Here is a 24,482-nt window from a genome sequence, read left to right as displayed (position 1 = left end):
AACCTACTTAATTATTTTTAATAAATTTTGGATAAAAACATTATGCTCATCAAATTTTTCTAAAGAAAGTAAAAAATCAATATATTTGTTTCTTTTATATTCGTTTAATTCAATAATCTCATTGGTAGATAGACCCACATAAGGGTTTAAGTTTCTTTTTAACTTTATTTTATTGTAAAATTTTTGCAAAAGCAAAAACTCAAGAAAGTCTAAAATTAATTTATCTTCTCAAACATTTGTTACATCTAAATGTGTTTTTATTTGCTTAATAATTTCAGAATAGGAAATTTTATAAATATTTTTTTCAATAAATTCTGCAAACTCAAATACATTTTTAATTTGTATATTTTGTTTTTTGCAATAATCATTTAATAAAATAATTGATTTATTCAATTTATTTATCTTCATTTGGATTTTCTAATTTTCTGTTTCTTTTTTCTAAAATAACTAATGCATTAAAAACACTTTGTAAACAAGCGTTAATAAATTTAAGGTTTTTCTTAGTTTGAAAATCTTCAATATCAAAGAACATTTTTCCAATTTCTAAAGCTTCATTAATAACAATTGCTTTATCTAAAACAAAAAGTTCATATGTTGCATTTATTAAAATTGCTTTAATTATTGGATTGAGTCTTTCAAATGATCAATCAGCACTAAGATTGATTTTAATTAGTTTTTTGATAAATTCATAGTTATTGGCGATTTTATCTAGTTTTTCAAGTTGAGATCTATTCAAAAAATCAAATTCTTCAAATGCAATGGCTGGATCAATTTCATGTTCTAAAACTATAAACTTATATAAAATTTGAATAATTTCAATTCTAGATTGTCTCATTGACTTTTGTTGATTTTTATTTTTTGTTGTTTCTGACATAATTCCTCTTTTAATATTGATTTTGTTTATTCTGCAAAATATAGCGATTTCTTAAAAATTCAAATGGCAATAATGTTGGAAATAGAATCGCGGTATAAATTGGAATACTAATTAGTGATTTTAATGCAAACGCAGCCATTCAAATTGGATAGAAACTAGCAATTTCTCTTGAAGGTGAATAATTCACGTATTGTAAGAAGATAAAATAAGCATATGGTCCATAAAACCATCTGAAAATAACAATTATTATCGATACAATTCCAAAAGCAATTGAAAATTGACTCAGTTTATGATTTTTCTTAACTATAGAAATAATACTTGTGATCATGCAAATTATTTGAAAGGCAATCATTAGTCAAATTAATCCATAGATTAAACTGATGCTAATTTTAGTAAAACCAAATACTCTACCAATTCTTAGATAATCACTGTCTATTGCATTATTAATCTGCCAGTAACAAATTAATATTAAACTAAAATTAGTAATAGTTATAAAAATATTAGGAACAAGTAATTTGTACCGATCTAGCTTTCTTAGTACATTAAAGTAGAAAAAGGATATAGTGGTAATTAATAGTGGTACAACGGCATAAACTGGATGTCAAAATCCAATATTACCTGAAATAAATAATGAGACAGTATCTCCGATCAATGCGACAATTAAGGCCGGAAATAAACTGACAAAAAATCCAAGTAATATATAAAAAAGATATTCAAAATTCAAGTTTATAATCTTGAATGCCGTGTATTTAGTTAAAAAAGTTAATATTATTAAAAGAGCTACTAGAAAGGCTGAAATATTCAAATCTATAATTCTAAATTTAAATAAGGAAGATAGAAGATTCCTTCATTTTGAAGTAGATTTTATGTTCATTTTTCCTCCTTTAATCAAAATTATTTATATTTTACCATTTTTGATATATAGCATTACATAATATGGTTAATAAATTAATTTTTGATTAAAAATACTTTATTTAATATAATTTTAATATGGAAAAATTTTTAGATTTTGGTACAGCAGGTATCAGAGGAATAATTGGTGAAGGTCCTAGTAAACTTAATTATGGTTATGTTAAACAAATTGCTAATGGTATTGTACAATACTTAAATAATGACAAAAAAAATTCAAAACTAGTTGTCATTGGAAGAGATAATAGACTCATGTCTGAAGAATTTAGTATCTATTTTGCAAATTTTTTAACAAAAAACGGAATAAATGTTATTTTTAATGAAGAAATTTCGCCTACACCTTTTGTAAGTTTTTTAATTCTTAAACACAAAGCTAGCTTAGGTATTAATATCACTGCTAGCCATAATCCGGCAGAATATAATGGAATAAAACTTTATAATAGCAAAGCAAATCAATTACTACCTGAGGAAGTTTTTGAAATTAAAAAATACTTTGATGAATATGTTGAAATAAAAAATGTTGATAAAATCCAATTAAACAAAAATAAATTTTTACATTTAGTTAGTATAAATGATAAGAATGATTATATTAATAAGGTAATTAACGTTGCAAATTTAAATAAAAATAATAAAAAAATATCTAATTTAAAAGTTGTTTACAGTCCACTTCACGGAACCGGAATTTACTTTGTACCAACAATCCTAGAGAAGATTTTTATTGAAAATAATTACCTTTTTGCTGATAAGCAGATGGTTAAAGATCCGTATTTTACATATGCTAAAAAGCCAAATCCTGAACTCGAAGAAGTTTTTTATGAGTTAATAAGTGTTGCTAAAAATAAAGATATTGATTTATTATTAGTAACTGATCCTGATTCAGATAGGATAGGTGTTGCTGTTAGTCATAAAGGTGAATTTAGACTATTAAATGGTAATGAAACAGCATTAATAATATTCAATTATCTTTTGGAAAATAATTTTTATAATCAAAATTCTTCATTAGTATATTCATTTGTTTCTAGTCCTTTATTAGCAAAGATAGCATCTTCCAAGAAACTAAATGTTATTGAAGTTCCAACCGGATTTAAATGAATGGGAGATGTAATTAATAAAGAAAAATTGAATTCTGTTTTTGCTTTCGAAGAGAGTTATGGTTCATTGATTGAACCGTCTTTAGCAAGGGATAAAGATGCAATTCAATCAGTTGTTGCAATAAGTTTTATTGCTAGTGAATTAAAAAATCAAAATTTATCTTTAGTTGATTATTTGGATAAAATTTATAAAAAATACGGTTATATTCAAAGTCAAACTATCTCATATGAGTTTGGTGATGTTAAAAAAATCGATTCAATTAGAGAAGAATTTAGTAAATTAACTTTTTGTGAACAAATTCAAGATATTAAAGATTATAAACATGAAAGCATTCCTTCAGATATGATCAAAATTACTCTTATTGATAAATCTACAATTTCATATCGACCTTCGGGAACTGAACCTAAAATTAAGTTTTATATTTACACATATGCTGATGATGAAAGTGAGGCTAAAAAGAAACTTGAAAGCATAACTAAGTCATTAGATAAATTTATATTTAAATTTAAGTAGTTTATAACTACTTTTATTTTTAAAATAAGTTTTTAATAATATAATTAAAGAATGTTAAATGTAGTATTATATCAACCAGAAATATGTCCTAATACAGGAAATATTATTCGAACATGTTACTCTTTAGGAGCAAGATTACATATTATCAAACCTATTGCCTTTGATTTGCATCCAAAATATTTGCGCCGTTATGGAGCGGGAAGAATGCTTAGTGATATTCAACATGAAGTTCACGACTCATATGAAGAATTTAATAAAAAATATGGAAATAAAAATATTTTTTATATTACTAGATATGGGTTAAAAACTTATGATGAAGTGGATTATCAAGCTAATTTGGACAAAGATAAAGAAATTTGAGTTATGTTTGGGAGAGAATCAACAGGAATTGATATGTCAATTCTAAAAAGTAATGTTGATAAATGTTTAAGAATTCCGATGATATCTGAAATGCGTTCAATTAACTTAGCTAATTGTGTAGCAATTGTCGGATTTGAAATTATGAGACAACTTAAATGAAAAGATTTAAGTTTGTTTGAAGTACAGAAAGGTAAAAATTTTATTTTAGAATGAGACAAAAAATAGATAGTATTAATAATCCAAAAATTAAACACATTATTAAATTAAAAGATAAAAAATATCGTGAAAAATTTAATATGTTTATTGTTGAAGGTGAACATTTAGTTAAGGAAGCTGTTGCTGCCAAGATGAAAATCGATATTTACGAATATAGCCCAAATCAGAAATTTCTTTATAAAAGCAGTACTGAAGTTTCTAAAGAAATTATAAAAGCAGTTACAGAGGTAGTAACACCACAAAATATCTTTGGTGTAGTAAAATACAATCCTAGAGATTGAGAAGTAAACATTAATTTAGATGAACTCAAAAACATAGCATACTTAGAAAAAGTCCAAGATCCTGGTAATATTGGTACTATTATTAGATTATGTCGTTCTTTTGATATCGATTTACTTGTGGTTCAAAATTTTGATATTTATAACCCTAAAGTAATTCGTGCTTCTCAAGGTTCATTTTTCAAACAAAGAATGATTAATGTTAAAGACTATAACTTTCTTGAAAAAGTGGTTAAATCTAAACAATTTAATATTTTGGCTACAACATTAAAGAGTGATTCAATCCAACTTAATGATATCAACTTTGGTAACAGAAACTTAATTATCTTTGGGAATGAGGGTAATGGAATAAGTGAAGATATTGAAAAATACGTTGAAAAATTTATTTATATTCCAATCTCTTTTGAAAGCTTAAATGTTGCTACAGCAGCTGCAATAGTACTAAATAAAGTAAGAAATGGATAATTATGAAATTAACTGAGTTACTTAAAAATATTGAAAATAAAAACTTTAATCTAGAATTAAATGGATATTCACCTGCTGAGGTGGACGTTTTTCTGAATCTTATTTCTAACACTTTATACAACTTCACAATTAATGAGGAATCTAAACAAGATAATAAGCAAAAAATTTTAGATGAAAACAAAAAACTAAAAAAACAAGTTGATGAACTTAGATTTGAAAATAAAAGATTAAGTGAATTGTTAAAAGAGGCTACAAAATATGGAAACTAAAGACCTAGAGAACTTAATTCAGTGATATCCTGGTCATATGGCCAAGGCAATGAGAAATATAAGAGAAAATGCGAATATTTGTGATCTATTTATAGTTGTACTTGATGCACGCTCACCAATAAGTACTTATAATGAAGATTTTGATTCGATTTCACCACAAAAACCTAGACTTTTTATAATAACTAAAGAAGATATGATGGACCCTTCTAAAAAAGAATTAATTAATAAACGTTTTGGAAGTGAAAATGTATTATGAGTCGATTTAAGAAAACACTCTTCAAAGAAAGTTATCTTAAATAAAATTAATAAAATCATGAAACCTATGGTTGACAAGAAAAAAGAGAAAGGTTTCTTAAATCCTAAGGTTAAGGTTATGGTTGTTGGTGTACCTAATGCTGGTAAAAGCACATTAATTAACTTAATGTCTAATCAAAATAATTTAAAAGTTGCTGATTATCCTGGAGTAACTACTGTTGTCAAATGAGTTGCAGTTGATAATTATTATTTTATGGATACACCAGGAATTTTAATGCCTAAGATCGATGATCTTGAAGTAGCAATAAAATTAAGTGTTATTGATTCAATTAAAAATTCCATTTTTCCTGTTGATTTAATTTCTTATGCTGGATATTGTTTAGTTTCAAGATATTATCCAAACATTATTAAAGATTTAGGTGTCGAGCCATCTGAAGAGAGAGTTTTTGTTTATAGTCAATTTTTCAAGCTTGCTCAAATCAAAAAGTTCTTAACTAAAGATGGTAAACCTGATGAATTGAGAACTCAAAAGTGATTTCTACAATTTCTTAAAAATCTACGTGGTGTAACTTATGATTAATGTATAATTATTAATGAGCCGACGTCGTAGATGTCAAATAAGCCTAAAGAAATTTAGGTTTTTTATTTTATAAATTTATGAAATATAAGACTTTCCAAGAAAAAAACAAAAAGTGAATTTTTAAGTTAATCATTTTAATATTTAATGTTTTTTTGAAAATTTACATAAGAATTTTTTATTGTCTTATCCTTCTTTCCCACTTAGTAGCATAATATTTTACTAGCAAAAAAGCATTAATAAAATATAATTAATTTAACAATTGGAGAGATATGGGTAAAATTTGAGATTTGATTAAAAATGAAAAAGTTGAGTGAAAAAGTCTAAGTGAGATTTGTGAAATAACTACCGGTAAACTAAATGCAAATAAATCAAAAGAAAATGGAGAGTACCCATTTTTTACATGCAACGAAAAACCATTAAGAATTGATTCTTGAGAATTTGATTTAGATGCAATATTAATTTCAGGTAATGGAAGCAGGGTGGGACACATTAACGAATACAATGGTAAATTTAATGCTTACCAAAGAACATACGTATTATATAATTTTAAAAAATGTACGAAAAATTTTATACTTCACTATTTGCATATGAATTTTAGAAAGTTTATTTTTAATCAAATAAATAATGATAGTATTATTCCATTTATAACCAAAAATGTTTTTAGTGATTTCAAAATTCCTATTCCATCAATCGAAACACAAAACAAAATCGTAAAAATACTTGATAAATTCAACATTTATGTTAAAGAGTTGGAGCACGAGTTGGAGCACCGGAATAAACAATATCAATACTATAATGAACTATGTTTTAATGATGATTTTTTAAAATTTTTATCCAATAAATACGCAGCTGAAAGTATTGTTGAAAATAAAACCTTAAATCAACTAGGTGTATTCATTAGAGGTAATAATCTAACAAAAAAAGAAATAAAAAATAGTGGCCAACCTGTTGTTAGATACGGTGAGTTACATACTAAATATAAGTTTGAAACTGATTTTACGTATTCTTTTACTAATAATGATCTTTTCAAGAAACTTAAAAAGGCAATTAAGAATGATTTAATGATAGTACTAACATCAGAAGATAATGATGGAGTATGTAAAACATGTATTTGAAGTGGTGATTATGAAATTGGAATTTCAAGTGACATGTGTATTTTTAGAGGAAATGTAAATCCATATTTCTTAAATCATTTTTTCTCAACTAAAAGATTTTTAAAACAAAAAGAAAAATATTTGAGTGGTACAAATATAATAAGAATTTCAACTGATAATTTAGGTAAAATAGATATTTCTTTACCTAGTATTGTTTTACAAAATTTAGTTTCTGAAAAATTGAATAAGTTATACAAAATATCAAATTCAATTTATGAAGGTCTCCCCAAAGAAATCAAACTTAGAAAACAACAGTATGAATATTATAGAAATAAACTTTTAGACTTTCCTAAGAATTAACTGCCAATTGGTAGTTTTTTTATTTATACTACTAAGTGGGAAAGTTTAATTAAACTTAAAAATTCTTATGTAAATTTTTTAAAAAAGTTTTATTTATACAAATTTTTTGCTAAAAACAATCTTTTTACTTTTATCTTGGAAAGTCAAAAGATTTCATATATAAAAAATAAGTGTTTTTTCCACATTTGTGTTTTAGAAACACTTATTTAAATTCATAGAAAAATTTTAAATAAAAAAACGTTGAAATTAATCAACGTTCTTAAAATTATTTTTCTAATTTAATTTTAACACTTGGTCCCATTGATGCTGAAACTGTTAAGTTTAACATGTATGTTCCTTTAACTGCAGCAGGTTTTAATTTTCTAATTAATGAAATTAAAACTTTTGCATTTTCAACTAAGTGCTCTGTAGGCATACTTGCTTTACCGATTAATGAGTGAACAATACCTGCTTTATCTGTACGATAGTTAGCTTTACCTTTTTTAAGTTCTTCAACTGTTTTTTCAGGTGTAGGTGTAACTGTTCCTGTTTTAGGGTTTGGCATTAAACCTTTAGGCCCAAGTTTTTTTCCGTATTTACCTAAAATAGGCATCATAGCTGGGTCAGCAACCATAACTTCAAAATCAAAGTCATCTTCTTTAATTTTTTGTTCTAAAGCTGGACCATCTACAACGATATCTGCTCCTGCTTCTTTAGCTGCTTTTTGTTTTTCAACATTGTTTGTAACAACTAATACACGAATATTTTTACCTGTTCCGTAAGGTAAAAGTACTGCTCCACGCAATTGTTGATCAGCTTTACGCACATCAAGATTTAAGTTGAATGCAAGATCGATTGAAGAGTCAAATTTTGTATAAGAAGTTTTTTTAGCGATTTCAATAGCTTGTTCTAAATCGTAAGCGATTGTTCTGTCAAAACTATCTCTAGCAGCTTGTAATTTTTTAGAAATTTTTCTAGCCATTATTCTTCTCCTTTTTCTTCTTCACCAATTACATTAACATTGATTGCTTGTCCTTTTGAATCAACTAATTCTTGTGATGCTTTTGCAAGTGATTCTTCTCTTGCTTTATTTAAAGCTTGTTCTTTAGCAGCTGCTTTAGCGGCAGCTTTTGCTTGAGCAATATCATCATAACCTTCAACTAAAATTCCCATGTTTTTAGCTGTTCCAGCAATTGTAGCCATAGCAGCTTCAACATCATCAGTATTTAAGTCTGGTAATTTATACTCAGCAATACTTCTAAGTTGGTCAACTGAAATTGTTCCAGCGATTGTTGTTTTTGAATTTTGTGAACCTTTTGATAATTTAGCAGCTTGTAAAAGTTTGTATGAAGCTGGCGATGTAAATAATTTAAAATCAAATGATTTATCTTTATATACAGTAATTTCAACAGGAACTGGTTCACTTCCTCTTTCTCTAGTTGCGTCGTTAAATGCTCTTGTAAACTCAGGCATGTTAATTCCAACACCGGCAAGAGCTGGACCTGGTTTAGCTTGACCAGCGTTGAATTGCAATTTAGCAACACGAACTACTTCTTTTTTAGCCATATTTGTATCCTTTCGATATATGTGGTACTAGCGATCTTCTTTAATAAATCTCCCACTAGCTAGAGGCGAATTAATATTAACATATTAAATGCTTATTTATTATATAGGAAAAGCTAATTTTTCAAAATCAATTTTTTGTAAATAAAGTCATAAAAAACCAAAGATTTTTTATTCCTTTGGCTTTTCTAATTCTTCAATTCTTCTCTTAACTGTTTTATATAATTCAATTAACTGTTGTTCATTTTCTTCATATGTTAATGTAGGGATAAATGTATAAGTTCTTGAGAGTTGAATGAAAATTGGATCGCTTTTCATCTCTTTTGTAATATTAGTTTTTCTACCGATTGAACTTCTAAACACTGAAAGCATCACATCATATGCTATATTTTCAAGCATTGCCTCAAATTTTCTAGTTCCTTCTTCAGTATAGGTTTGATATGGATTTTTTTGTGCGTATTGAACTAAGTTTGTATTTGAACGAAGTTTATCCATTATGTTAATATGATTTTGTCATTTATCATCTAGGATTTTAAGGATTATATGACGTAACTGCTCGTTTATGTGTTCGGCGTCATAATTAATCTGTGCATTTTCTTTTCAGATCTCATAAAGTTCAATGATTTTTTTAGAAATGTACTCAGGAAGATCTTGTTCATGTATCATTTTAACTTCATCTAGCGAGAATTGATATTTAATAACTTCGCCAATATTTTTATTTAAGAAATTAACTAAGCTTTGATAATCAAAACTTCCATTGTGTAGCTTATATTCTTCATTATTAGTGATTGATTTAATACTAAATTTAATCATTCTTTCAACAATAAAGGACGCATCTTCAGTAAGTAATATTAGATCCCTCTGAGAGTAGATTAAATCACGTTGTTGACGAATAACATCATCATAATTTAACACAGATTTACGCGAATCATAGTTAAATCCTTCAATTTTCTTTTGAGCGTGATTAAAACCAAAGTTAAGATTTTTATTTGTTATTTCTTTATCACCAGAGTTTCGATATGCTTCTTGGAAACTTTCATAGCTACTAAAGCGTTTCATTAATTGATCTTCAAGAGAGAGGAAAAATTTGCTTGTTCCAACATCACCTTGACGTCCTGAACGACCTTTAAGCTGATTATCTATTCTTCTTGCTTCAGCTTTATCTGTTCCTAATACATAAAGCCCACCAAGCTCAAGCGCTTCTTTAGCAAGTTTAATATCAGTTCCACGACCTGCCATATTTGTAGCGATTGTAACTGCACCAACTTCACCAGCTTTAGCGATAATTTCAGCTTCAGCAGCATTTTGTTTAGCATTAAGGACTTGGTGCGGAATTCCTTTTTTACTTAACATTTCATGAACGATTTCAGAGTCTTCAATTTGTGCTGTTCCAACTAGAACAGGTTGTTTCTTTTTGTACAATTCTTCAATTTTTTCAACAACTGCTTTTCATTTAGCACTGGCAGTTGCATAAATCGCATCAGGTTCATCTATACGTGCTATTGGTAAGTTAGTTGGGACAACATTAACACGCATGTTATAAATGTCAATAAATTCTTGTTCTTCAGTTTTTCCAGTTCCAGTCATTCCACAAAGCTTATCAAACATACGGAAGAAGTTTTGATAAGTAATTGTCGCTAAAGTCTTAGTTTCTGGCTCAATTTCAACCATTTCCTTAGCTTGGAGAGCCTGTTGAAGTCCTTCTGAATAACTACGACCATCCATAATACGACCAGTAAAAGCATCAACTAATTCAATTTTTCCATCTCTTACGATATATTCAACATTATTTTTCATAATTTTGTGAGCTCTAAGTGAATTAGCAATTCTATGTACAATCTCACTATTTTCAATGTCATAAAGTGAGTTAATTTTGTAGAATTTATTAGCTTTTTCAATTCCTGAGTTAGTTAGATTTATAGCTTTGGATTCATCATCAATTACATAATCATCTTCATTAAGAATTCTAACAAATTGATCAGCTGCAAAATAAAGTTGGGTATCTTCTCCTTCACCACCAGAGATGATTAAAGGTGTTTTAGCTTCGTCGATTAAAATTGAGTCAACCTCATCAATTAAACAGAAATGTAATCCACGTTGAACTTTCTCTGACATATTTGAGACCATATTGTCTCTTAAATAGTCAAATCCCATTTCAGCATGCACTGAATAAGTTATATCTGCGGCATATGCAGCACGCTTATTCTCTGGGGACATTTGTGCTTTGTTAAGTCCAACACTTAGTCCTAAAAAATTAAACACTTGTCCCATTTCTTGAGCATCACGCTCAGAAAGGTACTCATTTACAGTAGAAACTATTGCTCCCTTGCCTTCAAGTGCATTTAAATATACAGGTGCAATAGAAGTAATAGTTTTACCTTCACCTGTTTTCATTTCAGCAACTGAACCAAGATCTAAAAGAATCCCACCAAGCATTTGAACATCATATGGGCGCTTACCTAAAATTCTCTTAGTAGCCTCACGACAAACTGCAAAAACTTCTACTCGTAAATCTTCAGTAGTTTCACCATTTTGAAGTCTAGCTTTGAATTCATTTGTCTTTTGTTGCAATTCTTGATCAGTTAATTTTGAAATCTCAGGTTCGAGCTTATTAATTTGAACTAAATTTCTTTCAGCAAGACGCATTTCGCTAGATTTAAAAATTTCTTTGAATTTTTTCATAGTTATATTTTACCTTATATTATTTAATTTACTATAATTTAGCTAAGGATTAAAATGAATATTGAGCAAAGAATAAATAACTTAGTGAATCAACCTGGTGTATATATCTGAAAAGATTATGCTGGAAATGTTTTGTATGTCGGTAAAGCAAAGAGACTTAAGAGTAGAATGAAACAATATTTTGAAGGTAGATTAAATTCATATAAAACTAATACCTTAGTGGAAAATATAGATGATTTTGAAGTGTTTCTAACTAAAACAGAGCAAGAAGCATTAATTCTTGAGAAGAATCTAATTGAAAAGTATCATCCACCATTTAATATTCTTTTAATTGATGATAAGCGCTATCCATATTTAAAAATTTGAGTTGAAGATAAACTGAAGTTTAAACTAGAAAGAAACTTGCTTAAATTAAAAGATGATTCATTATTCTATTTTGGGCCATTTCCTTCAGGATTAAATGCTTCTAATTTAGTAAAAATAATGGAACGAGAATTTTTATATGAAAATGGACTTCCTATTAAAAATAAAAATCATAGTTTTTGAGTAACTAGATTTACTGAAGCTAAAAGTGTATTGAATCTGAAAAACTCTAAGTTTATTAACCAATTAACAAATATGATGCATCAAGCTGCAGAAATTTGAAACTTTGAATTGGCAAATGATTATAAAAGTGCTATTAATACCTTAAATAAGATGAGAGATTCACAAGTTGTTGAACTTGAAAGTCAAAAAAATATCGATGTCTTTGCATTTAAGATCATAGATAATAAAATTTATCTAACTGTTCTGTTTTATAGATACGGAATTTTATTAAACAAGGAATTTGATGTCGTTGAAATAATAACATCAGTTGAAAGCGATTTGCAAAATTACTTTGAACAATTTTATAATAATCATGAACTTTGTGAACTGGCAATTTTTAACTCTAAAGATGAAGAGTTCATTAGTAATCTAATGTTATTTTTTAATGTGAAATTTCCAAAAAAAGGTATTCTTAAAGAAATTCAAGAGCTTTGTGAATCACAAAATGAAATAAACATTAAAGACAATGTCTTAAAAGTTGATAACTCTCGCGAAGTCAAACATTTACAGGCCTTTTTTGAGTTAAAAAAGCTTTTGAATTTACCCAAAATTCAAAATTTAATAATTTTCGATAATTCAACTCTTCAAAATTTTGAACCTGTTGGAGCAGTTGTTTATTTCAATGGAATTCAATCCATTAAAGCGAATTACAAAAAATTTAATCATAGTAATTACCTTTCAAATACTGATCGTAAAGCTGATATTCAATATATGTATTTAAGCGTAAAAAGATATTTTGGGCAAGTATCATTTAATTATGAAACTGATTTAATAGTTATTGATGGAGCTGAAGAGCAACTTTATGAATCTAAACGAGCTTTACAGGAGTTAGGTATTAATAAATATAATATTATTTCACTAGTTAAAAATTCAAAACATGAAACTAAAGAAATAATAGATACTAACTATATCCATATAAATAAATTTTCAAATAATTTACTTAATTTCTTAAGATACATTCAAACAGAAGTAGATCGTTTTGCTAAAACTCACTTTAGAAAACGACATTTAACTTCCACTCTTGAAGGGAAGATCTCTAAGATAAAAGGTGTTGGACCAGCAATTGAAAAGAAATTATTAGAACACTTTGGAACATATTCAAATATATATAATGCATCTTTTGAAGAATTATGCAAAATTGTTCCACAAAAAGTTGCACTATCAATACAACAAATTAAATCTAAAAATTAAAAGTACCTATAAATGTGGTATTTTTTTATTGTTGGTGGATTTGTTTCCATATTATGATTTTTATAACTTGATTATAAAATTTATGTAATTTAAATGTCTTATAATATAAATGTTTTATATATAAATTAATATCGTATAGAACCAAAATTACTAATATTTTAGATGGAAGGGTAATATGAAAAACTATAAATATGTAGTTGTTGATGGAAAAATCAACGTTATGGACGATCCGAATGTTATGGTTCGTCATCTAGATATTGATGGTAATCTTATTGACAAAAAATTCAAACCTGAATTATCGCCCGAGAGATTACTAGAAGCATATAAATGAATGGTTTTATCAAGACAACAAGACCTATACATGCTTCAATTACAAAGACAAGGACGTATGCTAACTTTTGCTCCTAACCTTGGTGAAGAAGCCTTACAAGTAGCTACAGCTTTTGCGATGGATAAGAAAAAAGATTGATTCTTACCAGCTTTCCGTTCAAATGCTGCTATGTTAGCATTGGGAGTTCCTGTCTTAAATCAAATGTTATACTGAAATGGTAATGAAAATGGAGCTAAAACTCCAACTGACAGTAATGTAGTTCCAGTAAATATTGTTATAGCTAGTCAAATTTCACACTGTGCTGGTGTGGCTTATGGATTAAAACACCAAAAAACTGGTGGTGCAGCTGTTACATTCATTGGTAATGGTGGAACAACTGAAGGAGAATTTGCTGAAGGTGTTAACTTTGCCGCTGTTCAAGAATGACCAGCTGTATTCTGTGTAAACAACAACCAATGAGCTATTTCTACTCCTAACCACTTAGAAACTATCTCTCCAACTATTTCTGGTAAAGCACATGCTTTTGGATGTGCTGGAGTTCGTGTAGATGGAAATGACTTTTTAGCAAGTTATGAAGTTATTAAAGATGCGATTGATTATGCTAAAAATGAATCTAAACCAGTAATTGTAGAATTTGTTACATGAAGACAAGGTCCTCATACAACTTCAGATAACCCAAGAATTTACAGAACTGAAGAACAAGAAAAAGAACAAGAAAAATGGGAACCAATGCACCGTTTTGAAAAATATCTGAAAGATATAAAAGTTCTTACAGATGAACAAAGAGAACAAATTTGAGAAGAATCACTTACTAAAGTTAAAGCAACATATGAAGAACACCTTAAAATTGTAAACACAGATATAAATGATATTTTTGACTATACATATGCTACTTTAACACCTGATCTTAAAGAACAAAAAGAAGAAGCTATTAAATTTTGAAGCAATAAAGGAGGAAAATAATCATGGCAGATAAATTAATATTAAATAATATTCAAGCATTGACTCAAGCTATGGATCTTGCTATGGAAAACGATCCTAATGTTGTTGTTTTTGGTGAAGATGCAGGATTTGAAGGTGGAGTTTTCAGAGCAACTGAAGGACTTCAAAAGAAATACGGTGATAAAAGAGTGTTTGATACACCTATCTCTGAAGCTGCCATTGCCGGAGTTGCGTTTGGTGCAGCTCTTACAGGAATGAAGCCAATTGGAGAAATTCAATTCCAAGGATTTTCATATCCAGCAATGCAACAAATTTTTACACAAGCTGCCAGAATTAGAAACCGTTCAAGAGGAAGATTTACATGTCCAATGGTAATTAGAATGCCTATGGGTGGAGGAATTAGAGCACTTGAACACCACTCTGAAGCTCTTGAAGCTATTTATGCACATGTACCTGGTGTTAAAGTGGTTATGCCAGCCTTTCCTTACGATACAAAAGGATTATTATTAGCTGCAATTAACGATCCAGATCCAGTTGTTTTCTTAGAACCTAAGAAAATTTACCGTGCAGGTAAACAAGAAATTCCTGCCGGAATGTACGAAGTGGAAATTGGTAAAGCTAACGTTTTAATTCCTGGTAATGATCTTACGGTTGTTACTTATGGAGCACAAGTTCACGATTGTTTAAGTGCTATTAAAAAATTAAATGAGCAAAAAGCGGGATACTCAATTGAACTTATAGATTTAAGAACAATTAAACCATGAGATAAAGAAACTGTTATTAACTCAGTTAAGAAAACAGGTCGTTTATTAGTTGTTCATGAAGCTGTTAAGTCATTCTCAGTTTCGGCTGAAATTATGGCTACTGTAAATGAAAAAGCATTTGAATTCCTTAAAGCTCCTATGGCAAGAGTTACAGGATATGATATTACTGTTCCTCTTGCTAAAGGAGAAGGATTCTACGCAATCAATGAAGATAAGATTATTGAAAAAGTTAATGAATTAATGACATTCAAATTTTAGAGAGTAGGAGGAAAATATGACTGTTAAATCAACACCTATTGCGAGAGCTCTTGCTGCTAAAATGGGTATTAAAATCGAAGATGTTAAAGGTACTGGAATTGGTGGAAGAATCTTAGTAGAAGATATTAAAAACTTTAAAGCTACTCCAGTTGTTGCTCCATCTCAAGCATCAACTACTCAAGCAGCTCCAGTTACACCAATCAAACCAACTTTTGAAGCTCACTCTGAACCTGTTTCACCAATGAGAAAAGCAATTGCAAAAGCAATGACAAACTCATGAGAAAATGTTGCATATACAAACTTAGTTCACAAAGTTGACATGACTAGATTATGAGATTTACGTGCTTCAATTAAAGATTTAGTTTTTGAAAAAGAAAATATAAAATTAACATTCTTACCATACATTGTTAAAGCAGTGGCAATTGCACTTAAAGAATTCCCTAAATTTGCAGCTAAATATAATGAAAAAGAAAGTACTTTAGAATACCCAGGATCAGTAAATGTTGGAATTGCTGTTGACACCGAAGCTGGATTAATGGTACCTGTAATTAATGATGCTAACAGATTGAGTATTTTAGAAGTTGCTTCTGAAATTTCAAGATTAGCCTCAGCTGCTAGAAAAAGAACAATTAAACCACAAGAAATGAAAGGGGCTGGTTTTACAATTACAAACTACGGTTCAGTAGGTTCACTATTTGGAGTACCAGTTATTAACTATCCTGAATTAGCTATTTGTGGAGTTGGAGCTATTATTGATGAACCAGTTATCCAAAATGGTCAAATCGTTCCAGGAAAAGTAATGTACATAACCGTTGCTGCTGATCACCGTTGAATTGATGGTGCTGAAGTAGGACGTTTTGCATCAAGAATTAAAGAATTACTTGAAAAACCAGAAGTGTTAGGAGTATATTAATAATGTATAAATTTAAATTTGCAGATATTGGTGAAGGACTACACGAAGGAGTTGTTGCTGAAATTTTCTTCAAAGAAGGTGATTCAGTAAAAGAAGGAGACTCACTTTTCTCTGTAGAAACAGATAAAGTTACTTCAGATATCCCTTCTCCAGTAAGTGGAACAATCAAAAAAATAATGATGAACAAAGGCGACACAATCCACGTTGGTCAAGAAATTTTCTTAATTGATGATGGTTCAGGTGACACTGTTGAAGTAGTTGAAGAAAAACCAGCTCAAACTGCTGCACAAGTATCAAGTTCATCAAGCAACACATTTTACACATTTAAATTCGCAGATATTGGTGAAGGACTACACGAAGGAGTTGTTGCTGAAATTTTCTTCAAAGAAGGTGATTCAGTAAAAGAAGGAGACTCACTTTTCTCTGTAGAAACAGATAAAGTAACTTCAGATATCCCTTCTCCAGTAAGCGGAACAATCAAAAAAATAATGATGAACAAAGGTGACACAATCCACGTTGGTCAAGATATTTTCTTAATTGATGATGGTAAGGTACACAATAACGCATCAGTAGCTGAAGCTAAAGCTGACAGTGAAGGTGGAGCTAGTGTTGTTGGAGAAGTGACTGTTGACAATAGTTTAATTGATTTTTCAAGCTTTGCTCAACCAACTGTTACACCAGCAACTGAAGTTAAAAAAGAAGAAAAAATTGAATCTGATACTCAGTTAGAAGAGGGTAAAGTTTACAGCGGTGCTATCGAAGAAGAATTTGATGTTATCGTAGTAGGTTCAGGTCCTGGTGGATATCTTGCTGCCGAAGAAGCTGGAAAATCAGGTTTAAAAACATTAATTGTTGAAAAATGAGCTTGAGGTGGAGTGTGTTTAAACACTGGATGTATTCCAACTAAAGCTTTATTAAAATCAACAGAAATGATTCACGAAGTTAAAACAGCATCAAAATATGGATTAGTTGCAAACTTTGACAAAATTAAATTTGACGAAGAAAAAACATGAAAAGAAATGCATCTTAGAAAAGAAGGTGTAGTAAGTAAAGTTTCTGGAAGTGTTAGAAACTTAATGTTAGGTTCAAAATGTAAAATTTTAGAAGCTGAAGCTAAATTTGTTGGAGCTCGCGAAATTGAAGTTAATGGTAAAGTTTATAGAGCTAAAAACTTAATTTTAGCCACAGGTTCTAGACCTAAAAAACTTGACATGATTCCTGGATTTAAAGAAGGGTACGAACAAGGTAAAATCGTTACATCACGTGAAGCAATTAACTACAAAGAAAAATTACCTAAATCACTAGTAATTATTGGTGGAGGTGTTATCGGTGTTGAATTTGCTCAAGTATTCTCACTTAGTGGTACAAAAGTAACATTATTACAAAATACAGATAGATTGTTACCTGGTTCAGATGCAGAAGTAGGTAAAGCAGCTGCTAAAGCGTTAAAAGACATGGGTGTTGAAATATTATTTAACGTTCAAACAAATAAATTTGAAAACGGAAAATTATATTACACATTAGATTCTAAAGAAGTTGCTGTTGAAACTGATTTAATTTTAACAGCTACAGGTAGAGCACCAGTTTCTGAAGGACTTGCTGAAGTTGGAATCAAATTAGGAAAAATTAATGAAGTTATTGTTGACAAACACCAAAGAACTAATGTTAAAGGTGTATATGCAATTGGGGACGTAACAGCACAAAACATGTTAGCTCACGTTGCTTATGCACATGCCTTAGTTGCAGTTCAACACATTTTAGGAAATAAAGAAAAATCTACATATCACGGTAAGGCTGTACCTGGATGTATTTATATTACTCCTGAAATTTCATTCATTGGTATGACTGAAGAAGAAGCTAAAAAAGCCGGAAGAAATGTATTCAGTTCAAAATACTTATTTGAATATTTAGGAAAAGGAATTGCAACAGTTCAAACTGAAGGATTTGTTAAATTAGTTGTTGATAAAGAATTTGGTGAAATTCTTGGTGCAAGCATTGTTGGAGCAAATTCAACAGATTATATCGCTGAAATAGCTTTAGCAATGGAACAAGAAGTTACTGTTCATGAATTAGCACACACAATTCACCCACACCCAACATTTAATGAAATTGTTTGAGAAGCAGCTCGTAGTGCAGCACTTAAATTAGATAAAGAAAACGCTAAAAAATAATAAATAAAATGAGTCGATTATAAAAGACTCATTTTTTATTAAACAAAAATTGTTTTTTCAAAATTAATATCAGACTCATTAGCATTAGTAATAAGAGTTAAATCATCATAATTAGAAGCAAAACTAAACTTATAATTTAGATTCACTTTACTTCCATCTAGTAAAACAAATTTTTCTTTACTTTTAATTAAAGCAGCTTTTTTAAATAAACATTCTTGTAATTCCGGAGTAGTAAAGCCAACACTTTGATCATAACCATTAGCACCGAAAAAACCAGCATCAAAATTGAAGATGTTTAAGTTATCAATTGCAAGTGAACCAATTACGTTTGATGTTGTTTTTTTAACATTTCCACCAATTAAAATAATCTCAATTTCACTTTTATTTCTTAAAGTATTCGCAATACTGAATGAGTTAGTGACAACGCATAATTTGGAGTTTGGCAATATTTTAGCTAATTCATTTGTTGTTGTACCAGCATCAATAAAAATTAAATTTTTGTTTTTGACAAATTCTGCAGCTTTTTTAGCTATTTTTATTTTCGCATCTTGTTCAAGTTGTTCTCTTGACTCAAATCAAATGTCTAAGCTTAATGTCTTACTATCTCTAGCATAAGCCCCACCATGAACTCTCCTTATTAAATTTTTTTGATCAAGTTCAATAACGTCCTGTCTTACGGTTGATTCCGAAACTTTCATCAATAATGAAAGTTCCTTGAGCGTTGCCGCACCTTTTGAATTAACTTCATTAATTATTATTTCATGTCTTTGTTTTTTTAACATACTTACCTCTTATTTATATTTAAAATATATCATAAATAACACTTTTAAATGTTAAAATGTGAAAATTATTTCCATTTTTTTGTAGATTTTTGTAAATATTGGCTAATTTTTCAAGAATTTTGTAGAATTATGTAGAATTCTTAATGAAGGGAGAAAATTAATGATTTATACAGTTACATTATCACCTGCACTAGATTATCAAGTTAGATTATCAAATAATTTCAAAGAGAATGAAATTAATAGATCAGTTCAAGAAAACTACCAAGTTGGTGGTAAAGGAATTAATGTATCTATATTATTAAATAATTTAAATACAAAATCTATTGCATTAGGATTTGTTGGTGGTTTTGTTGGTGAATTTGTAAAATCTAGTTTAAATCAATTAAACATAGAACACAAATTTGTTGAAGTGAATGGAATCACAAGAATTAACGTAAAAATTAATGATAAAGATAGCGAAAGTGCTATCAATGCTAATGGTCCAGTAATTAGTCAAGAAAATTTAAATAGTTTGTATAACTTGTTAAATAACTTAAAAGATGATGATATTCTTGTATTATCAGGAAATATACCTAGTTCAATTAGCAATACTATTTATGAAAGTATCTTTAAGTTAGTGTCAGATAAAAAAATAAAAATTTATCTTGATACAACTAAAAATTATTTATTATCTTGCTTAAAATACAATCCATTTTTGATTAAACCTAATTTAGATGAACTTGAAGAAATTTTTGACACTAAATTAAAAACTAATGAAGAAATAGTGGTTAAAGCAAGTGAGTTAATTGATTTAGGTGCTGAAAATGTTTTAGTTTCATTAGGAACTAAAGGAGCAATTTTAGTTACAAATGACAAAAAAGTATATCACGAAAATACTTATAAAGGAAATGTCGAAAATACAGTTGGAGCTGGAGATAGCATGCTTGCTGGATTCATTTATGAATACGATAAATCAAAAGACTTTCAAAGTGCATTATCTTTTTCAATAGCTTGTGGTGCGGCTACGGCGTTTAATAAAGGTATTGCTACAAAAAAAGAAATTGAAGAACTTATTAAAGGAGGTAAGAAATGAGAATAAAAGATCTTTTATCAGAGTCAACAATTAATATCTCATCTAAAGCTAAAAATAAAGCTGAAGTTATTGATGAAGCTGTTGATTTAATGTTTAAAAATGATATTTTAACTAATAAAGATGCTTTTGCTAAAGCAGTTTGAGCTAGAGAAAATCAATCGACAACTGGGTTAGGCGATGGTTTAGCTATTCCCCATGGAAGAGGAAACTTTGTTAAAAGACCAGCTCTTGCTACTTTAGTTATTAAAGATGGTGTGGATTATGAATCACTTGATGGACAAGATGTTAAATTAGTGTTTCTAATTGCTGCACCAGAAACTAAAAGTGAAGAAAATTTACACTTAGAAGTTTTAGCTAAATTAAGTAAAATGCTTTTAGATAAAGACTTTACTGAAAAATTAATTAACACTAAAAGCTCTAAAGAATTGCTTAACTTGTTAGAAGAAAAAGAAAATGAAATCAATAGTAGAGAAGTGGCTGAATTAAGTGCTGACAAACCATTTTTGGTTGGAATTACTTCTTGTCCAACTGGAATTGCTCACACTTATATGGCTCAAGAAGCGTTAGAAAATACTGCTAAAAAACTTAATATTGATATCAAAATTGAAACACAAGGTTCAGGTGGAGCTAAAAATATTCTAACTGATTCAGAAATTGAAAAAGCAGCTGGAGTTATTATTGCAGCTGACACAAATGTTGAATTAGACAGATTTGTTGGTAAAAAACTTTTACAAGCTTCAGTAACTCAAGGAATCAAGGAACCTGAAGTGTTAATTACTAAAGTTTTAAATGAAAATGTAGAAGTTTACTCTCCTAAAGGAGTTGAAAAGAAAACAAATCAAAAAACTAAAGCTACGTTTATTCAAACAGTTTATAAACACGTAATGAGTGGTGTTTCACACATGTTACCATTTGTTATTGGTGGTGGAATTCTAATTGCACTTGCGTTCTTTATTGACTCATTCTATGGAACTAATGCTGTTGGAAGCAACTTTGGTTCATACTCAAAAGTAGCTAAATTCTTCATGGATTCAGGACAATTTGCCTTTGGATTCATGCTAGCAATTTTAGCTGGATACATTGCTTACTCAATTGCTGGTCGTCCAGGTCTAGCTGTAGGTATGGCTGCTGGAGCTATGGCAGCAAGTTCAAGCTTTATGATCTCGCAAACAGGTTCAAACGCAGGATTCCTTGGTGCATTAATCGGAGGATTTTTAGCTGGTTATGTTGTTGTTTTACTTGGTAAAGCATTTATGTGACTGCCTAAATCTATGGACGGAATTAAGCCGATGTTAATTTATCCAGTACTTGGATTATTAATTATGGCTGTAATTATGTTCTTTGTTGTTAATACTCCATTAGCATACTTAAATAAATATATTAATTTAGGATTAGAATACATCATTGGTAAAAATGCTACAGTTTCTATTGGATTTAAAATTGGAGTTGGTGCATTATTAGCTGGTATGATGGCTGTTGATATGGGTGGACCAATCAACAAAGTTGCTTACACAATCGGTACAGCTTCATTAGATCCTAGTGGAATTAACCAACCATGAATCATGGCTGCAGTTATGGTTGGTGGAATGGTTCCTCCTCTCCTAATTGCTTTATCAGCTGATTTATTCCCTAAAAAATTCTCTAAAAAAGAAAGAAAAGACTCAAAAATTAATTATTTAATGGGTATTTCTTTTATTACTGAAGGAGCTATTCCTTATGCAGCAGCTGATCCGCTTAGAGTAATCCTTTCATCAATTATCGCTTCAGCTATTGCGGGTGCATTAAGTGCTGGTTTAGGTGCTTCAATTCCAGCTCCACATGGTGGTGTGTTTGTATTCATCGTTGCCCAAAAATGATACTGATACATTCTATCGCTTGTTGTTGGTACTGTTGTTGGTGCGTTTATACTTGGTGCTCTCAAGAGAAATGTTGATCAGCCAGAATTAGGAAGATGAAAAGGTATTCCGATTGGAAAAGGAATTTCATTCAAAATTAACGCTAGAAAAGCTAAAAGATAGTAAGAAATTAAACACAAACAAATAATAAGTTTGTGTTTTTATTTACACAAAACTAAATTATGACTATTAAAATTTTTTTTGTTATAATTATTTTGATGAGTTCATTAATTGAACTATTGTTGCAAAGGCAACTTCTGGAGTCTAGAGCTCACTGTCATGAAATAATAAAAAAATATTTCAAGAAATCTTTTTTGAAGCCATTTGGCTTTTTTTATTTCTTGAAATACCTTATTCATCAATACTTTCGTGAATTTTCTTCAACTTCATTTTAGCTTTTTTGATTGAATCTTGTGCTGCTGCTCTAGTAGTGGCACTTATTTTAGCAATTTCAGCATAAGAAAGATCTTCAAAATAATATAAATAGAAATTTTGACTTTGAGTTTGAGTTAAAAAGTTCTTGTATTTTTCGTAAAGTGAAACATAATATTCGTTTTCATCAATGATTATTTCTTTACTCATTAATCAATTCCTTAGTCATTTCATAAATGAATAATTCAAGATCAAATTCTTGTAAATCGTCAACTTGTTCACCCATACCAACGTATTTAACATTTAAGTCGAATTCATTTTTAATTGAAAGAATTATTCCACCCTTGCTTGTTCCGTCTAGTTTAGTTAAAATAATTCCGGTTAAATTAGATACTTCTTTAAATACTTTAGCTTGAGAAAGTCCGTTTTGACCAGTAGTAGCGTCCATGACTAAAAGCGATTCATGTGGAGCGTCTTCTTGGAATTTTTTAATAACACTAACCATTTTATTTAATTCATTCATTAAATTAACTTTATTTTGTAATCTACCTGCAGTATCAATAATTAACAAATCATAATTATTATTTTTTGCATAATCCATAGCCTTATAAACTACAGATGAAGGATCTTGGTTGGGTTTATCAGGTTTGATTATATCCACATTTACCCTTCTAGCTCATTCACTAAGTTGTTCAACAGCAGCCGCTCTAAAAGTATCAGCAGCAGCAATAAGAACTTTTTTACCTTCGTTTTTAAATTTATTAGCCAATTTAGCAATACTTGTAGTTTTACCAGAACCATTAACGCCGACCATTATAAATACATTTAATCTGTCATCTTTAACATTTAAATTAGTGTTAACAATTGTGTTATTAGTGTAAGCTTTAAAAATACCATCCGCAACAATTTCACCAATTAATTTTGGATCAGTGATTTTATTTGCTTTTACTTCACTTTTGATTAAATCAATTATTTGATCTACTAAGTTGTAATTGATATCAGACATGATTAAAATTTCTTCAAGCTCTTCAAAATATTCTTCATCAATTTTAAGGTGTTTATTTTGCAGTTCACGAATTTTAGCACCAAAAGAGCTGGTATTAGCTAAACCTTTATCATAATGAGATATTTTTTCAAGTTGTTCTTTAGTTTGATCTTTGCTAAAGAAATCTTTTAATTTTTTAAAAAGTTTCATACTTATATTTTATAAAATTTAAGCAAAATAAGTAAAATATTGATATGTTAAAAAATAAAAATGAAGTTAATGAAATTAAAGATTTATATGATTTGGATTTGCTTTGTAATTTAAGCTTGAAAAATAATCATGAAGTTGAAAAAGACTATAAAAAACTAAAAAAAATATTTAAGAATATTGACCCTAAACTTGATTTTAACATTTCTATAAATAATGAAAATCTTTCAAGTAAAACTATAAGTGATGAGATGAATCAGTTTATTAAAATGAACTCTAAACTTGAGTTATTAGATAATATCTTCACTGAACTTTTTTCACAAATTTATGATAGTAGTTTTATGGAAGAATATTCTTTCGAAAGTAATGAAGTAAAATATCTTTGTGGATTACTTGATCTTAATACTCAAGATAGTAATGTTGATGATTCTATTATTGATTTAACCAAAACTACAAGAGTTATCGTGAACCAAGTTAAAATTTAAAAAATTATGGTATATTAATAAGAATAATAAAAGAACAATG

The 24,482-nt window shown here is 29.0% G+C and carries 23 protein-coding genes; 14 read left to right on the top strand and 9 right to left on the bottom strand.

Translation table 4 applies throughout. From position 1 onward, the window contains the following. Positions 1-3: 3 nt before the first annotated feature. The 3 genes from EXC66_RS02640 to EXC66_RS02630 are packed head-to-tail and all read right to left on the bottom strand — an operon-like array spanning position 4 to position 1,748. Positions 4-408: a hypothetical protein gene (locus tag EXC66_RS02640; protein WP_006886365.1), complete on the bottom strand. Its 405-nt coding sequence runs from the start codon at positions 406-408 to the stop codon at positions 4-6. Then, positions 395-874 carry a transcription antitermination factor NusB gene (locus EXC66_RS02635; RefSeq protein ID WP_006886364.1) on the bottom strand — a complete coding sequence of 160 codons (480 nt, stop codon included), beginning with the start codon at positions 872-874 and terminating at the stop codon, positions 395-397. The genes EXC66_RS02640 and EXC66_RS02635 overlap by 14 nt, the downstream gene beginning before the upstream one ends. Before the next feature lie 10 nt (positions 875-884). Then, a complete protein-coding gene (locus tag EXC66_RS02630; protein WP_006886363.1) occupies positions 885-1,748 on the bottom strand; it encodes a hypothetical protein in 864 nt (287 codons plus the stop codon). A gap of 116 nt (positions 1,749-1,864) precedes the next feature. Here EXC66_RS02630 and EXC66_RS02625 point away from each other — a divergent pair, with 116 nt between their 5' ends. From EXC66_RS02625 to EXC66_RS02600, 6 genes are all read left to right on the top strand, one after another. Next, positions 1,865-3,388, top strand: coding sequence for a phospho-sugar mutase (locus EXC66_RS02625; RefSeq protein WP_006886362.1), 1,524 nt, complete (start codon positions 1,865-1,867; stop codon positions 3,386-3,388). Between the two features lie 51 nt (positions 3,389-3,439). Further along, positions 3,440-3,973, top strand: a complete 534-nt coding sequence (locus EXC66_RS02620; RefSeq protein WP_006886361.1) for a tRNA (cytidine(34)-2'-O)-methyltransferase — start codon at positions 3,440-3,442, stop codon at positions 3,971-3,973. Beyond that, on the top strand, positions 3,958-4,707 hold the full coding sequence (locus tag EXC66_RS02615) for a TrmH family RNA methyltransferase (RefSeq protein WP_006886360.1): 750 nt from the start codon (positions 3,958-3,960) through the stop codon (positions 4,705-4,707). The genes EXC66_RS02620 and EXC66_RS02615 overlap by 16 nt, the downstream gene beginning before the upstream one ends. Positions 4,708-4,709: 2 nt before the next feature. Then, a complete protein-coding gene (locus EXC66_RS02610; protein WP_006886359.1) occupies positions 4,710-4,976 on the top strand; it encodes a DivIVA domain-containing protein in 267 nt (88 codons plus the stop codon). Continuing rightward, a complete protein-coding gene (ylqF, locus tag EXC66_RS02605; protein WP_006886358.1) occupies positions 4,966-5,811 on the top strand; it encodes a ribosome biogenesis GTPase YlqF in 846 nt (281 codons plus the stop codon). The genes EXC66_RS02610 and ylqF overlap by 11 nt, the downstream gene beginning before the upstream one ends. 269 nt (positions 5,812-6,080) lie before the next feature. Beyond that, on the top strand, positions 6,081-7,265 hold the full coding sequence (locus tag EXC66_RS02600) for a restriction endonuclease subunit S (RefSeq protein WP_006886357.1): 1,185 nt from the start codon (positions 6,081-6,083) through the stop codon (positions 7,263-7,265). Between the two features lie 265 nt (positions 7,266-7,530). Here the strand turns inward: EXC66_RS02600 and rplA are convergent, their stop codons facing one another. The 3 genes from rplA to secA all read right to left on the bottom strand — a co-directional run bounded on the left by rplA (position 7,531) and on the right by secA (position 11,489). Then, the gene (gene rplA, locus EXC66_RS02595; RefSeq protein WP_006886356.1) at positions 7,531-8,226 is read right to left on the bottom strand and encodes a 50S ribosomal protein L1; all 696 of its coding nucleotides are present in this window, start codon (positions 8,224-8,226) and stop codon (positions 7,531-7,533) included. Beyond that, positions 8,226-8,810: a 50S ribosomal protein L11 gene (gene rplK, locus EXC66_RS02590; protein WP_006886355.1), complete on the bottom strand. Its 585-nt coding sequence runs from the start codon at positions 8,808-8,810 to the stop codon at positions 8,226-8,228. The genes rplA and rplK overlap by 1 nt, the downstream gene beginning before the upstream one ends. 168 nt (positions 8,811-8,978) lie before the next feature. Beyond that, positions 8,979-11,489: a preprotein translocase subunit SecA gene (gene secA, locus EXC66_RS02585; protein WP_006886354.1), complete on the bottom strand. Its 2,511-nt coding sequence runs from the start codon at positions 11,487-11,489 to the stop codon at positions 8,979-8,981. 54 nt (positions 11,490-11,543) lie between these two features. On the opposite strand from secA, the gene EXC66_RS02580 reads away from it, so the two are divergent. The 5 genes from EXC66_RS02580 to lpdA all read left to right on the top strand — a co-directional run bounded on the left by EXC66_RS02580 (position 11,544) and on the right by lpdA (position 18,644). Beyond that, complete coding sequence (locus tag EXC66_RS02580) at positions 11,544-13,265, top strand: GIY-YIG nuclease family protein (protein ID WP_006886353.1); 1,722 nt, start codon at positions 11,544-11,546, stop codon at positions 13,263-13,265. A gap of 175 nt (positions 13,266-13,440) precedes the next feature. Next, positions 13,441-14,559: a pyruvate dehydrogenase (acetyl-transferring) E1 component subunit alpha gene (gene pdhA / locus EXC66_RS02575; RefSeq protein WP_006886352.1), complete on the top strand. Its 1,119-nt coding sequence runs from the start codon at positions 13,441-13,443 to the stop codon at positions 14,557-14,559. 2 nt (positions 14,560-14,561) lie between these two features. After that, entirely contained in the window at positions 14,562-15,560 is a 999-nt protein-coding gene (locus tag EXC66_RS02570; protein WP_006886351.1) for an alpha-ketoacid dehydrogenase subunit beta, read from the top strand. 16 nt (positions 15,561-15,576) lie between these two features. Further along, a complete protein-coding gene (locus EXC66_RS02565) occupies positions 15,577-16,473 on the top strand; it encodes a 2-oxo acid dehydrogenase subunit E2 (protein WP_006886350.1) in 897 nt (298 codons plus the stop codon). A gap of 2 nt (positions 16,474-16,475) precedes the next feature. Continuing rightward, complete coding sequence (gene lpdA, locus EXC66_RS02560) at positions 16,476-18,644, top strand: dihydrolipoyl dehydrogenase (protein WP_112579250.1); 2,169 nt, start codon at positions 16,476-16,478, stop codon at positions 18,642-18,644. A 38-nt stretch (positions 18,645-18,682) separates the two neighbouring features. On the opposite strand, the gene EXC66_RS02555 is transcribed toward lpdA, so the two are convergent. Next, a complete protein-coding gene (locus EXC66_RS02555; RefSeq protein WP_006886206.1) occupies positions 18,683-19,426 on the bottom strand; it encodes a DeoR/GlpR family DNA-binding transcription regulator in 744 nt (247 codons plus the stop codon). A gap of 160 nt (positions 19,427-19,586) precedes the next feature. Here EXC66_RS02555 and pfkB point away from each other — a divergent pair, with 160 nt between their 5' ends. Together pfkB and EXC66_RS02545 are read left to right on the top strand one after the other, a co-directional pair. Continuing rightward, the gene (pfkB, locus tag EXC66_RS02550) at positions 19,587-20,504 is read left to right on the top strand and encodes a 1-phosphofructokinase (protein WP_006886207.1); all 918 of its coding nucleotides are present in this window, start codon (positions 19,587-19,589) and stop codon (positions 20,502-20,504) included. Further along, a complete protein-coding gene (locus EXC66_RS02545) occupies positions 20,495-22,516 on the top strand; it encodes a PTS fructose transporter subunit IIABC (RefSeq protein WP_006886208.1) in 2,022 nt (673 codons plus the stop codon). Before pfkB ends, EXC66_RS02545 begins: the two co-directional genes overlap by 10 nt. Positions 22,517-22,744: 228 nt before the next feature. On the opposite strand, the gene EXC66_RS02540 is transcribed toward EXC66_RS02545, so the two are convergent. Then, the gene (locus EXC66_RS02540) at positions 22,745-22,975 is read right to left on the bottom strand and encodes a sigma factor-like helix-turn-helix DNA-binding protein (RefSeq protein WP_006886209.1); all 231 of its coding nucleotides are present in this window, start codon (positions 22,973-22,975) and stop codon (positions 22,745-22,747) included. Then, entirely contained in the window at positions 22,968-23,960 is a 993-nt protein-coding gene (gene ftsY / locus EXC66_RS02535; protein ID WP_006886210.1) for a signal recognition particle-docking protein FtsY, read from the bottom strand. Before ftsY ends, EXC66_RS02540 begins: the two co-directional genes overlap by 8 nt. Before the next feature lie 44 nt (positions 23,961-24,004). Between ftsY and EXC66_RS02530 the strand changes: the two genes are divergently transcribed. Further along, the gene (locus tag EXC66_RS02530; protein ID WP_006886211.1) at positions 24,005-24,442 is read left to right on the top strand and encodes a hypothetical protein; all 438 of its coding nucleotides are present in this window, start codon (positions 24,005-24,007) and stop codon (positions 24,440-24,442) included. Positions 24,443-24,482 lie beyond the last annotated feature (40 nt).

Source organism: Mycoplasmopsis anatis, from assembly GCF_900660655.1.
GTDB lineage: Bacteria > Bacillota_I > Bacilli_A > Mycoplasmatales > Metamycoplasmataceae > Mycoplasmopsis > Mycoplasmopsis anatis.
Note: the sequence above shows the minus strand (reverse complement) of the source record. Positions and strands in the feature narration are given on the sequence as shown.